General features: G+C 47.6%; 9 protein-coding genes and 1 tRNA gene. 6 read left to right on the plus strand and 4 right to left on the minus strand.

All coding sequences use genetic code 11. The annotated features are described in order from the left end of the window. The 6 genes from EA408_12380 to EA408_12405 form a co-directional block, all read left to right on the plus strand. Positions 1-1,101, plus strand: a 1,101-nt coding sequence (locus EA408_12380) for a TonB-dependent receptor (protein ID TVR69682.1), incomplete at its 5' end; no start/stop codon positions are given. Between the two features lie 35 nt (positions 1,102-1,136). Next, positions 1,137-2,603, plus strand: a complete 1,467-nt coding sequence (locus tag EA408_12385; protein ID TVR69683.1) for a RagB/SusD family nutrient uptake outer membrane protein — start codon at positions 1,137-1,139, stop codon at positions 2,601-2,603. A gap of 30 nt (positions 2,604-2,633) precedes the next feature. Further along, positions 2,634-4,202, plus strand: coding sequence for a hypothetical protein (locus EA408_12390; protein TVR69684.1), 1,569 nt, complete (start codon positions 2,634-2,636; stop codon positions 4,200-4,202). Positions 4,203-4,222: 20 nt separating this feature from the next. Continuing rightward, entirely contained in the window at positions 4,223-5,779 is a 1,557-nt protein-coding gene (locus EA408_12395) for a hypothetical protein (GenBank protein TVR69685.1), read from the plus strand. Between the two features lie 35 nt (positions 5,780-5,814). Beyond that, entirely contained in the window at positions 5,815-8,982 is a 3,168-nt protein-coding gene (locus EA408_12400; GenBank protein ID TVR69686.1) for a SusC/RagA family TonB-linked outer membrane protein, read from the plus strand. A 14-nt stretch (positions 8,983-8,996) separates the two neighbouring features. After that, the gene (locus EA408_12405) at positions 8,997-10,910 is read left to right on the plus strand and encodes a RagB/SusD family nutrient uptake outer membrane protein (GenBank protein TVR69687.1); all 1,914 of its coding nucleotides are present in this window, start codon (positions 8,997-8,999) and stop codon (positions 10,908-10,910) included. Between the two features lie 98 nt (positions 10,911-11,008). Here EA408_12405 and EA408_12410 read toward each other — a convergent pair whose 3' ends face one another. The 4 genes from EA408_12410 to EA408_12425 all read right to left on the minus strand — a co-directional run bounded on the left by EA408_12410 (position 11,009) and on the right by EA408_12425 (position 15,020). Next, on the minus strand, positions 11,009-11,734 hold the full coding sequence (locus EA408_12410) for a hypothetical protein (GenBank protein TVR69688.1): 726 nt from the start codon (positions 11,732-11,734) through the stop codon (positions 11,009-11,011). Between the two features lie 289 nt (positions 11,735-12,023). Then, positions 12,024-12,097, minus strand: a tRNA-Cys gene (locus tag EA408_12415). Between the two features lie 112 nt (positions 12,098-12,209). Next, positions 12,210-13,634, minus strand: coding sequence for a DegT/DnrJ/EryC1/StrS family aminotransferase (locus EA408_12420; protein ID TVR69689.1), 1,425 nt, complete (start codon positions 13,632-13,634; stop codon positions 12,210-12,212). An 18-nt stretch (positions 13,635-13,652) separates the two neighbouring features. Beyond that, the gene (locus EA408_12425; protein TVR69690.1) at positions 13,653-15,020 is read right to left on the minus strand and encodes a hypothetical protein; all 1,368 of its coding nucleotides are present in this window, start codon (positions 15,018-15,020) and stop codon (positions 13,653-13,655) included. Positions 15,021-15,048 lie beyond the last annotated feature (28 nt).

The following is a 15,048-nucleotide window of genomic DNA, read 5'->3' on the forward strand; positions in this document are numbered from 1 at the left end:
AATTTGCAGTGGGAAAGCATTACCTCATATGATGTTGGTATAGACATTAACCTCTTTGACGACCGCGTATTTCTTACTGCAGAGGTTTATGAAAAGTTAACCGAGGATCTTCTTTTTGAGAATTATAGGATACCGACATCATCAGGCTTCAACCAGCTCCGTTTTCTGAATGGAGGAGAACTCCTCAACAGGGGCTGGGAATTCATGATGGATTACAGGATCATCAGGACGGCGGACTGGAGATGGTCAGTCAACTTTAACACCACCCAGAACACCAACAGGTTCCTCAGCCTTCCTGAAAACTTCAACACTGAGCAATCAACCGCCATCGGTAACGGTGAATTTCCAAGGAGGGTGGTTGTCGGAGAGCCCATCGGGTCATTTTTCGGTTTCAGGTACCATGGTGTTTATCCCACCGATACCGATGCCTTTGCCAGGGATGCCGAAGGAAACATCCTCCGCGACAGTCAAGGCAACCCGATACCCATGACATACCTGGGAACATATACATTCCGCGGCGGGGATGCCATCTATGAAGACACCAATAATGACGGGCAGATAGACCTCAACGATGTGGTTTATCTGGGAAATTCAAACCCCCGCTTTACTGGAGGCTTCGGCAGCTCTTTGAGGTACAGGAACTTTGACCTTACGGTGAGCTTTCACTACCGTCTCGGTTTTGACATAATCAACATGGTCGCGATCCAGACCGAGGGAATGCTCAACCGCAATAACCAGAGCAAGGCTGTTCTGAGCAGATGGAGGACACAGGGACAGGATGAACCGGGTATGATACCCAGGGCATATATGGACCATCCGGCAAATAATCTTGGATCTGACAGGTATGTTGAAAGAGGGGATTTCCTGCGGGTAAACAGCCTTCAGGTCCGTTACAGGCTGGGTGACAGGATCGCCCAAAGGTTCAATGCCCGCTCGGCAAGCATCTCACTCAGTGCAAGAAACCTTTATACTTTCACCAACTACTCGGGTCAGGACCCTGAAGTGGGCCAGGATGCAAGCAATCCCTTCTGGATAGGCGTTGACAGGGCCAATACCCCGCCCCCAAGGGTTACAACACTGACCATAAATATCGGCTTCTAAAATAAAATAGTGGATAAACTGCTAACATAATACTGATGAAGAAAACTAAATATCTATTAATCGTACTGGCCGTGTTCATGCAGGTTTCGTGTGATGACTGGCTTGAATTGCTACCCCCCGAGGGGCTTACCAGGGAACATTTCTGGCAGACCAAGGAGGAAGTTGAGGCAGTGGTTATGGGCGCCTACGAGGCTTTCAGAGGTATGGACGGACATCTGTTCCGGCTGGGTGAACTCCGCGCCGACATGATAACCGACGGAGGCAACATGCCCGATGCCGACAGGAGGATCATGAACGGCAACATACACCCTGACAATCATCTTACCAACTGGAATAATTTCTACAGAATTATCAACTACTGCAATGAAGTGATTGAAAATGCACCGGAAGTGCGGTTGATTGATGATACATTTACCGATTACCAGCTTCAGGCCTACCTGGCAGAAGCCTATTTCCTCAGGTCACTGAGTTACTTCTACCTGGTAAGGGTTTACAGAGATGTACCGCTCGTCCTGCATTCAACAAGCACAGATGAAGCAGAGGTGTACCTGCCAAAGACAGATGGAGATGAGATACTTATCCATATAAGAAGTGAGCTTGAGCAGTTCAGGCGTTATGCCCCGGTTGAGGGGTACAGGACCATTGTTGAGAACAAGGGAAGGGCCACAAGAGCAGCGTACGACGCCCTGCTGGCCGACATAGCGCTGTGGCAGTTCGACTATGAGGCTGTAATAGATTATGTAGAGAGGATTGAGAGGGCTGACAACCACCTGCTGCTGATGAGCTCCCGGTGGTTTGAACTGTTCCACCCGGGTAACACCGCCGAAGGTATTTTTGAACTGCAGTTTGACGATAACCTGGGTCAGCAGAACAGCCTCTATGGGATGACAAACCGGAATGCCAATTATTTTGACCCCAGTCAGGTAGCAATACAGATGTTCGGCAGGAGGTATGCAAGAGAGCTCTACCGGGGAGAAGATGCATCCATTAAAAGGTACGGGGAAGATGAATTTATCATTTGGAAGTACGTGGGACTTGCAGGGGACGGCACATCGACACGACCAGGTTTCCTCCAGAGAAGCGCCAATTTTATCGTATACCGGTACGCTGATGTGCTGCTGATGAAGGCTGAGGCTCTTTCCCAGCTCGGAAGATTTTCTGAAGCGCTGGATATTATAAACGATATCCGTAACCGGGCAGACGTACCACCCATCAGCCTGCCTGCTTCTGAGATTGCCTACGAGGACGCGATACTGAACGAAAGGGCCCGGGAATTCGCCTATGAGGGGAAACGTTGGTTTGACCTTCTCAGGATGGGAAGAAGAAACAATTACGCCCGAAAGAACGTGCTGATCAACATTCTGGTAAGCAATGTTCCTTCAACCCAGAAAAGGATTCTCTCGATGAAACTCAATAACCCGCTGGGATGGTATTTGCCAATATATGACCAGGAGATCGAAAGCAACAGGAACCTGGTACAAAATCCCTATTATGATTATTAAGGAGACATACATTATTATAAACACAGGCAAATGATTATGAAGAAGTTAATTTTTTTAACAGGTGCCGTATTTATTGCAATCAGTTTGCTTTCATGCGTTGATGAGCCGGTGGAAGCGGGTTTTGAAGATATGGCCCAGTTTACCGTATATGATTATATCGTTGAAAATGAAGAGAAATTTTCAAGCTTCCTGCGCATCTTACAGAAAGGCGGACTTGATAAAACGTTAAGTGCATACAATCCGCACGGACTGGGATATTCTCTTTTTCTGCCCGATAACGACGCAGTAAGGAGATTTATTGAAAACCATGGACGTTTCAATTCATTGGACGATCTGCTCAATGAACCGGGATATGCTGAGTTGATCGGAAAGTACCATGCGGTCAACATAAGCATTCATTCAAATGATTTTCCGTTCGGGGCACTACCGGAGCCCACTCTTTCTGATGACCTGCTCATAGTAAGCTTCGTCATAGAAACCGATACCTCATACTATTTGATCAATAACCAGGCACCCCTGACAGAGACTGATATAGAGGTCTCAAACGGATATGTCCATCTTCTGGGAGAAATGCTTACACCGGTTGCCCTGACAACTTACCAGTGGCTGGAACTCAATGATGGGTATTCGATTTTCAGGGAGGCTGTTGAGCTGACGGGATTTGACGAGATCACCAATATCGACGTGAAAGACGAGGAGAACAATGCCCAGCCATTCACGCTTTTGCTGGAGCATGACAGCATATACCACAAACACGGTGTATATTCAATCGACGACCTTATTGAGAAAGTAAGTCCTGACGATAACGACTACACAAATCCTGCCAACCCACTCTATAACTTCGTTGGTTACCATATGCTTACCGGCATCTTCTTTATGGATGAGTTTGTTGATGTTGCCACCAACTACACCAACTATGGCGAGGTGCCTGTCCACATAGACGGGCGGGGCGTTGATATCATTATCAACAGGGGGAGGACGATTTTCGAGACAATCATCGTGGGGCAGGATACCACCATAATTGACTGGATAGGATTCAATTACGACGCCAGTAACATTATTACCCGAAGCGGGGCAATTCACTTTATTGACCGTGTGATGAAGCCTGTGCCCCCTTCCAGGGCAACCATGAACTTCGAATTCTGGAATGAGCCCTACTTTAACCAATTCAGGAACGAGCTGGGCGAGTTCCTGATCGAAGATCCTTCACTGCTATCGGTGGTTGATTACTCGGGAGAGGATCTCTATTACGTAAAAAGGACCGCTGAGGAAACCAACGCCTGGAGTAACGATTACATTATGATAAACGGCGATTTTACGGTTAGCTACAGTCTTCCCAGGATCGTCCAGGGCAGATACAGGGTAATACTGAGAGCCGAACGGCTTAACACCCGGAACGCCGTTGTGGAAGTTTTTATTGACGGCGTGAAGATTGGGGGACTGATTGACCTTTCGAGCGGCGGCTCTGCAAACAACCCGTTCCAGAACACGCTGGTCGGCACCATAGATTTTGCAAGGTACGAAAGCCATGTTGTAACTATCAGTGCGCTTATCCCCGGAAATTTCAAATGGGATGTTATAAGATTTGAACCTGTCTAATAATTAAAAAGTATAAACCGATGAAATATAAAAACAACATTACCGGGACCATTATCAGCATTGCCATGATATTTGCGATGGCAGGCTGTGAGGAAAGGTGGCAGGATCATTATTTATCAACCCCTGAGACCGTGAATGAAAATGTCTGGGCTGCAATCCAAAATAATCAGGACCTGACGTCATTCGTGGAATACATAAAGGAAAATAAATACGACACCCTGTTTTTATCAAACGATTCCTACACGCTCTTCATTCCCGATAATGAGGCAATTGTCAGGTTCAGGGAGGAGGACGAAGTTACAACCCGCCTGCTTGACTACCATATTTCAAGGCATGTCATTCAGTCCTCAAGCATAACAGGCAAGGTGAAAGTCCAGACATTGGCAGAAAAGTTTGCATTGCTTGACAATACGGGTGCAAATCTTTTATTTGACGATATTGCCGTTAGTTATGAAAGCCCTCTCTATGAGAACGGCAAGTACTTTATCCTTTCTGAAGTTGGATTTCCCAGGCCTAATATCTACGAATATTTTGCAGCCAACAACCCTATCCTTAAAAGCTATATCGATGATCTTGACTCGATAATTGTAGACATGGAAAAAAGCCGCCCGATAGGCTTTGACGAAGAGGGGAACACAATATTTGACACTGTTGCCATAATATACAATGAATTTGAAGAGGAGTTCTTCCCGGTTCGCAAGGAGTTCAGGAACCGTACTGCTACAATAGTGTTCCCGAACGAACCCGAGTACAACCAGGCCCTGACTGAAATGGCCGAATTCATGGGAACTTACCAGGATCACACTGATATACCGGTAGAATGGCAAAAAGACATACTTATCCCCTACCTTCTTGAGCAGGGTGTTTTTGAGAACATGATCGAGGAAAGGACCTTCAGAATACCGACAAACAGGGACACGGTAAAGATGAAGAATATATTGGGTGACAGCGTCATAATTGAATATACTGTAGCAAACCGGGTGATATGCAGTAACGGCTATGTATACAGCTATGAAAACTTCCAGGTTCCGGATACATTGTACAAGGGAGCAGTGAATTTTGAGGGTGAAAGTCTTCTCAGGGAGACGGGCATCAACAGGTATGCCTGGCGTGAAAACGTAACCATTGTAAGTGATATGGCATTTACTCCTAACAGGGATTACAATGCAAATGCTTCCAACGATTCATTGTTCAGGGTCGCCTTCCCGTCCAGGTATTCGGGCACTTACTCTATTGAGTTCAAGATCAGGAACCTCTTCCCGAGAAAGTACCTTATGGTAGTGGGAACCAACATGAACGTCGGAGGCATCTATGATATCTTTGTGAATGATGAACTTGTAAGAACCATGGACTGGGCCGATTACCAGCGTTTTCGGGGGCAGGTATTACCTAGTGTGACAGGTGAATTAGCAAGAAGGCACGTACCAAGAGGGACACTCAACTCGTTCGATGCATTTGTCGACAATAAAGCAGAATATGGTGAAACCAGGGTAAGATTCGTTTACAAAGAGCCGGGTAATGTATTACTCAATGGCCTGGCATTAGACAACATTATGTTCATTCCCTATGATTTTTAATATCTGGCAATAGTAATAAATGTAAATACTTAAAAATGATGTACATATTCAGAAATATGCTTGATATCAGGAATGTGGTCCTGGTGGGCGCCTTTATGCTGTCAGTAGTTAATCTTTCAGCAAACCAGGAATCTCTGTTCACCGTTGAAGGGGTTGTTTTAACCTCTAGCGGAAGGCCGGCATCGGACATCACAATCAGTGTGGAAGGCTCGGATGAAATGCCGGTAGTGACAGATGAAACCGGCACATTCAGGTTGCTGGCACCTTCCGGGGATAGTTGGGTCATTGTATCGCCCTTAAGGGGATTTAAAGAGCAGAGGATATTTTTAAACTCCCGCGATTACCTGACGATCTACCTGACGGCTACCGGTATCTCATCAGGATATGATGAACTGGAGATCCTGTCGCAGAGACTTAGCCGAAGAAACCTGGTTGCTTCATTTGATAACGTCGACATCAGCAGGATCTATCATACATCGTCACTATCAGTTGACCAGTTCATGCAGGGCCGTGTACCTGGTATGCACATAGAAAACCTGTCAGGGACACCCGCCAGCGGGACCGTTTCAATGATAAGAGGACTGAACTCCATCAATGCATCCAGTCAGCCCCTTTACGTAGTAGACGGTATACCTCTGTTAGAACACGGGGTTTTCGGTTCAAACCTCCATGGTTATGCATACAACCCCCTGATGGCGATAAACCCGTTCGATATTTCCCGTATCACCGTTGTAAAAGATCCCGCCATAACCGCTGCCTATGGATCAAGAGGATCCAACGGCATAATATTCATTGAAACCCTCGATCCCAACATAACAGAAACCACGATCGACGTTGATTTCAGGGGAGGGTATTCACTAACCCCGCCCACACTGATACCCCAGCTGAACGCGCAACAGCACAAGACATTGATGAATGAGATACTGTTTTCCTCACCCATGCTTGAAGAGCATATAACTGAGGAATATCCCAACCTTTTTCTTGAAAGGGATGATGACAGGTTTATCGACTATCAGCACAACACCAACTGGCAGGAACTGATCTTTGACAATTCATATATGTCAAATTTCAACATAACAGTTAAGGGTGGTGACGAAATTGCCAGGTACGGCCTGTCATTCGGCTACCTGAACAGTGAAGGTATTATCAGGAACACCGGCTATGAGGGTTATAACCTCCGTTTTGTAAGCCGGCTCAACATGTTCAGGTGGCTGGGGATGGATGCTGGTGTTTCCCTCAATTACAGCTCTGCCGATCTGAGGGAGACAACATCGGCCAACGGTACCAGTCCGGTACTGACAAGCCTTGCCAAGTCGCCTCTGATTAACCCCTACCAGTATGACCTTGAAGGAAGGATGCTGATCAGGTTATCTGAGGTTGACGAACTGGGTGTCAGCAACCCGCTCGCTACAATACAAAACTATTCGGCAGGAAACGACAACTATAACTTTATTTCGAACCTGAACTTCAACGCGATAGTATCAAACAATTTTTCGATTAAAAGCAACTTCAGCCTGGGCTACAACGTGATGAAGGAGTTGATATTCATGCCTAACCAGGGTATGGCTCTCTATTATGACCAGGAGGCCATCAATGTATCAAAAGCCACCAACAACTCCATCACCACTTTCTACAACAATAACTATGCTTTATACGAGAACACTTTCGGGCAGCACAGGATAATCTCCAGTACAGGCGTGAACATTCAGACTAACCAGTTTGAGATGGACTGGGGACTGACCAAAAATGCCCACCCGAATGACCGGTACCGTGCTATTCAACACGGTCAGGATAACCTCAGGGAACTGGGCGGACAAAACAGGACCTGGAACTGGATTTCGATTTATGAACATCTTAACTATTCTTACATGGACAGGTACCTTCTGACCGCCAGCGTCTCTCTCGACGGTTCTTCAAGACTGGGAAGGAATGCCGGCAACACCCTGTCAATAGGTGGCAATCCTTTCGGATTGTTCTACGGGGCAGGCGCCGGATGGAGGATCTCGAGCGAACAGTTTCTGAGGGACCTGCACTGGCTCGAGGAGCTTAAAATAAGAGCCAGCTATGGAAAGACAGGGAATGACGACATTGGCGAGGCAAGCGCCACAAGGTACTACCAGACTGTGAGATACAGGGAAACCGTCGGTTTGTATCCGGCAACTATGTACAACGACAGGCTCACCTATGAAACCGTCACCCAGATGAACGCCGGAATTGACTTCTCGCTGTGGGGAAGCCGTGTTGCAGCGCAAATTGACTACTTCATTTCGCATATAGACAACATGCTTATATTCAGTCCGCTACCTGCATATATGGGATACAGCACCATCATGCAGAACGGCGGAGCAATGGAAAACCGCGGATGGGAGTTCAAATCATTTGCACGTGTAGTTGATGGCATTTCATTCAAATGGGACATCCAGGCATCTCTGACATCAGTTAGTAACGAGGTGACAGATATCCGGGGAGACCGTATTATTACCGACGCAAACGGCATACAGCTGATTAACCAGCCCGGCTCGCCTGCCAACAGCTTCTACGGCTACCTGTTTGAAGGTGTTTATCATACCAGAGCCCAGGCAAATGAACGGGGGCTGGTAAACAACAGGGGATTACCCTACAGGGCCGGAGATGCGATCTACGCAGATCTTTCGGGGCGCCAGGGAGAGCCTGACGGCATAATCAATGATTTTGACAAGACCATCATAGGTTCTCCGATGCCGGACTTTTTCGGGGGACTGCAAAATATATTCTATTATGGCAGATGGACAGTAAGCGGGCACCTGCATTTTGTGGCCGGTTACGACGTCTTCAATTATGTACGCTACCAGAATGAGCGGATGACAGGACTGGACAATCAGAGTTCCTCAACGCTTAACAGGTGGCAATATAACGGACATGAGACTGATGTGCCAAGGGCACTGTGGAACGATCCCATGGGAAATTCCGCTTTCTCATCCCGCTGGATCGAGGATGCATCTTACCTCAGGGTTAAGAATATTACCGTAAGCTACAGAATTCCCAGGGAGTTTCTGATGTTCCAGAATGCCGAGTTCTATCTGTCGGCCAACAACCTGTTCGTATTCTCCGGTTATCTGGGGTACGACCCGGAATTTGCCTATTCCTATTCGGCCCGCGGAATTGACTATGGTCAGTCACCGCATCCAAGACAGTTTTTAGCAGGAATTAAAATAGGTTTATAAAAAACATAATCATAATGGCGAAAATTAAAAACATAAGAACTATTCCGGCCATAATCAGCGTAATACTGATTTCTGTTGTGACATTGTCATCATGTGAAGATTTCCTTAACCCACAGCAGGAGCTGTATGTAACAGAGGATCGTCTATACAGTGACTGGTATGAGTACCGGTCTGTTGCCATGGGCATGTACGGCCTTGCCCAGAACCTGGCTGAGCAGATAGTCATCCTTGGAGAGCTGAGGGGGGACCTGCTTGAGATCACGCCCAATGCTGAACCTGAGCTGGTTGAAATACACAATTTCAATATATCAAGGACCAACCGGTACGCTTCACCCACAAATTTTTTCAAGCTTATCCAGGCCTCCAATAACCTTATCCGTCTCCTGGAGAGGGAACAACCCCAGGTGCTCGATCCAAATGTCCCGGTTTCCAACTATGACCGGCTTTACGGGGAAGCACTGTGCATGAGGGCCTGGGCATATTTCAATGCCGTGCAGATATACGGGAAGGTACCCTATATCCACGAATCCCTGGTAACTATGGAAGAGATCGAGGCCTTTGCCAATTCACCGGTTTCTTATGTTGACAGTGTTTATATTGAATTTGGCCTGGATGGATACTATAACGACACGATCTACAACAGGCCCGTCGAGCTTGAAAGGAACCTTTATGACACCGACATGATCATAAATAAGTTTACAAAGGAGCTCGAAACAAAAATTAAAGCCGTCGGGGTAAACCACTATATCGACAATCAGGATGAATCCTGGGGTGTTACTGTCTGGAACACCTATGCAATGCACACCCTTCTCGGCCAGATGTATCTTACAAAGGGTGACCTGCTGAACGCCCGCAGGAATTTTGAAAGGGTAATCTATCATACATCCCATGATGAAACCAGGTACCAGCTCGACTTCACCTTCGGTTTGCATAACTGGCGTAATATATTCATGGGGGTTGACAACAGGGAGCATATCCTGACAATCCCCTTCAACAAGGCAACATTTCAGCAGAATGAGTTTCAGTCTCTTTTCAACTCATGGGGACCGCATACATATCAGTTGAAACCGACCAAAAACGCCATTGATTTCTGGGAAACTGTCTGGAGAACCCAGATAATTGCACGCCGAACCCCTCCCTCACGATCGGAGATGAGCCGTATTGGCCAGCCAACCGATTTTCACAGGGGATTCGGTCACTCCTACGTTTACATGAGGGGTTCCACTCCACTTGATGAGCAAGATTACATGAACATGATAAATCTTCGTGTCCTTGGTGATGATGTAGGCTCAAGAAACATCATGGAGGGCGTCGACACCGTTGTTTTCAAATATAATATAGGGAAGAATGTGTTTGACCAGGATGCCGATTTCATCATATACAGGGCTGCCGACGTTCATCTTTTCATGGCTGAGCTGATGATCTACCTCAGGTATACCGACCAGACCACCGGTAGCCCTACGACTGATTACCGCTTCGCTCTCGGCTATCTCAATGACGGTGCATTCGATCAGTTAAGAACATCCATGAACAGGAGCCAGCTTGGTGTCAGGGGCAGGGTTGGTATTGGCCTTACCCTGACATGGAACGGCAGGATCACCAACAGATGGGATGATGACCAGATAGAGCTTGATGATATTATTTACATTACTGATCCCTATACCAACAAAATTATCGGGTTCAAAAATTTCACCGGCAATCTCCTGGCAAAACAACGTTATTTTGTTGACCAGGTGCTCAATGAGAGGGCGCGTGAACTTGCGTTTGAAGGAAAAAGATTCTATGACCTGATGCGGGTGGCCAACAGGAGAAACGATCCCTCCTACCTGGCAGGTATTGTATCATCAAAATACCCGGCCGGACAGAGGGAGGAGATCTACAACCTGCTGCTCGACCCCAACAACTGGTACATCAATTACTTTGAGTAGAACCAGGCATCTCCTTCGGGTGATTAAAAGGCACAAGAAAAAGTCCTGATAATTTCTTAAACGGGCCGGTATCAGTAAAGATACCGGCCTTTCTGCTTTTAATCATATAACATTGATATACTTATTCTAACTGTATAGTATTCCTGTGCCATCTCTTCAAGACAATCTACCCAATGGCTCAGGTCTAACTTATCTTCAGATTTTCCCATCATCCCCTTGGCGAGATCCATCATTCTCATCATATCCCCCTGCTCCATTGCTTCCAGGACATTCTTCTCATAATCTGCCTCTACATCAGCATATGCCGTATCCTTTTGCCTGTCAATTTCAGAATATTTCCTGTAGATATAGGAGCTTCTGCACACATAGCCATCCTCTTCCTCATCATATACATATGGGTAAAACCTGTACTTGAGATAGTCGTATTTGTCGGCTATATCTTCAGTACCTGGCACTTTAAATGCCACACTCTCAATGGCATACCTTACATTCCGGTTTTCACCGGCAAGATAATCCAGCCTAACACCGTATGAAACCGTGGAGGGCGCCCCCTCCATAAAATAATCCTCTTCATAATAAATCGTATCAGTCCGGTAAACAAACCAGGCGCTCTTCCTTCCATCCTCTTCATCCCTCTCTGATTCAGGCCCCTTCCCAAGATCATTAAAATAATAGTTCCATACATCATGGAAATCATCAATGGTTAAAAAGACACCTGGGTGTTCCACACCCATATTTTTGGCGCCGGGATAGACCGGTGCAACCATCTCCTGTGCCGAACAGACCCCGGCAAACAGTAGCAGAAGCAGGATTAATGTTTTCATTGCAGCTAGTTATTGGTTAGTAATCAAATTTATGACATTCCAATTCTAAATGCAATAGCCTGGTTTACAATTTCCCATGCTTGAAGCTAATTAACCCGCCACACAACAATAAAACCATCTTCGGTACGCTGTCGGCAAAGGCAGTTTTATCTGTAGTTTTACAAACTCCAGAAATATATTCAGGTTTTCACCTTCAAACAATCTTCCTGGCCAAATGGGAAACGGTTGGGAACCACACCAAACAACAAACCCCTTAATTGCATATTATCAGCAGTTAAGGGGTTTCATTTAGAGGTCACGGGCGGAATCGAACCGCCGTACGAGGTTTTGCAGACCTCTGCCTCGCCACTCGGCCACGTGACCATATTACTAAAGGCCCTGCAAAATTAACAATTCCTGGCAAAAGAACCGCATCAGCATGTCAAATTTGACATTCGACATATTGCCCTGTGCAAAAAGGGAACCAAACCGGCGCTTATAATGACAGGTTATCAGACTGCTCCTGGAGGCTTGCCTTTATTTTGCCCGAATTCCTGTGTATCTTCTCTATCGCGTTGAAAATATCATCCATGTCTTCCGGCTCTCCGAGCAGCATGCTCTGGAACAGCCATACAGCTTCCTCGTTGCAGAGGCGCTCACTTTCGGGACAACGGTTTGCCTCTACAAATCTTTCAAAATTGAGATCACCGGCCGGATACATATTCCGGTAATTCTTAGATTTAAAGGCTTCGTCCAGGTAGGGCATCATGTTGAGGTTGCCGCTGTAACCGCCCGAGCAGGGAACACCTTCGGCCCGCAACGCCCTCAGGAATTCAGGCCTGGTCATACCGCTGAACTCCTCTTTTTTGTAACGGAAAGCAAAGAGATGAAAGGCGGCCCTTGTAACATGATCGTACAGCTCATAGGGCATGATGCCGGGAATATCTGAAAGCCGGGGTTTCAGATAGGCGGCATTTATATTGCGCACGGTTGTCTGCTCATCGAGCCGTTTCATCTGCGCCAGTCCGATCGCCGCCTGGTACTCGGTCATCCTCAGATTATTCCCCCTCATAACATATATGCCTCCTACCAGATCGTCCATCCGCCCGTAACGGCTACCCGTATCATGATAGGAATAACACCTGTCCATGAACTGATCATCATCGCTTATCAGCGCACCACCTTCGCCGATGGCAAGGTGCTTTGTGTTCTGGAAGCTGAAACATCCTGCATGCCCGAATGTGCCGACTTTCCGGTTGTTAATCTCAGCAAGCCATGCCTGGCACGCATCTTCAACAACTATAAGGTCATGCTCCCGTGCAATATCCATGATAGCAGGCATGTCACATGGTAACCCAAGGATATGTACAGGCAAAATAGCCCTTGTGGCTGGTGTTATCTTCTTCTTTATGTTTTCAGGGCGGATCTGGAATGTCGCAGGATCAACATCGGCAAAAACCGGCATTGCCCCTACCTCCAGTATTGCCGAGATAGTGGCGATAAAGGTATATGGGGTGACTATCACCTCATCGCCACCGCCAATATCGAGCATCCGAAGTGCAATGATCAGCGAATTGGTGCCATTAACAACCGCCAGGCACCGTTTTGAACCGAGTTTCTCAGCATATTGCCTTTCGAATTCTGACACGACACTCACCCTGGGGTCAACGCCGGCCCGGCACCATACCCCCTTTCGCAGCACATCAACGACAAACTTCTCATCGGCCGCAGTGTCCCAGAACGGCCATACCGGCCAGCCGGCGGTACGCACCGGTGAACCTCCTATAATAGCCGGAGTCCCGGCATCGCCCGAAACAAATGAACTGGCAGCAGTAGCAGAACTCATTGCAAGGACAGCACCAAGTCCCGTCAGCGAGTTTTTCTTTATGAACTCACGCCTTGAATAGCTCTTTTTCCACATAATTTTATGATTTAAGTGTTATTCTACTCCGATTGTATACATCATCTCAACCAGGTTGCCGATGATGGCCCCTTCGGCCCCGGGCATCGCCCTGGTCACGCTTGGTTCATATCCCCCCTCCTTGTAGGCATTATCGGTTACAAGGTATCCGCTGGCTCCGTTGCAGTGGGTTATCACCCAGGTATGCCTGAAGGGTGAAAGCTCTTTAACCTTCATGCCTATCTCTGTGAAAACCTCGCCCGATATTCCTGCAAACAGGATATTTCCAACCCTGAGCATCGAAAGCCTGACATCAAGGTCGGGTCCCGGTTCATAAACCTCCTCGGGCTTCCATGACTGTGCCGGCTTTTTCCCCGAAAGGGTAATTACCCGCTGCATTGCGCTTACAGATCCCGCCGGATAGGTTTCAATGCCTTCTGCAACCCTCAGCACCTCCCTGCCGAGAATTATACCTATCTCTTCCATTTCGCTTTCGCGGAAGTCAGGGCGCACACGGTATATGGGGTCGATGTCGCCAGAAGCTCCGGCGGTAATGATGGCACTGACCGGTAAAGGCGCCTCACGTTCGATGTACCGCCTTGCTGCACCTGGCCAGTCGCCTGTTACCATAAGATTGCCCGGCCCCATAACCGTGGCATGCGTCGGCCAGTTGACGATGAGTGAAAACGGCTCTCCGTTAGCATTGTCTATCCTTACCACGCCCACCTCATGGTCACACGGCCCGTATGGGTTCCTGCCGATCCTGATGCCACCGGCAGCGTTCAGGGCCCTCCTGTTCATGCTCATCTTGCATACACCCCTGCCCGAACCGATCAGTGCGGGCCGAATACTGCCGGCAGCTTCGGCAGTAACAGCCACTATTTTGTCAGCCAGCATCCTGTTGTAGTCAATAAGGTGCCTGTCAGAATCGTCTGTTATCCTGGTGGAAGGTGCACCGTGAGTGTGTGTCGGGACAAGCAGGATGTGATCACGGGGTATGGCTGTTTCATTTTCGATCCTGGTCGTTATCTCCTCCCAGACCGTGTGCGGGAAGGCAAGTACCTCCACCATTATGATCGCCGCCCTTGTAAGGCCGTCATCGAAGACTGTAGCAACGGCATACAGTGAATCATTAATGCCCTCGAAGGGTTGCGTCCTTGATCCGTATCCCGCCATCACTACCGGTACCTCAGGGGTTATGTTCACCCTGGCAACTCCTGCCGATATGGTATGTTCAGCCGGACCACGCTCCCGGGAGCTGACTTCCGGGCAACAGAACATAAGGCAGATCAACGGTATAAGCAACAATGCATGTTGGACGGAACGGTTATGCCGGGCTCGGAGCAGGGGTTTCATGCCGGTGATTATTGATGCAACGGACTTTTTACCAAATATAGGAAGAGGCAACGATAAAATCAAGCCGGTCACAACGGTC

The organism is Marinilabiliales bacterium (assembly GCA_007695015.1).
GTDB lineage: Bacteria > Bacteroidota > Bacteroidia > Bacteroidales > PUMT01 > PXAP01.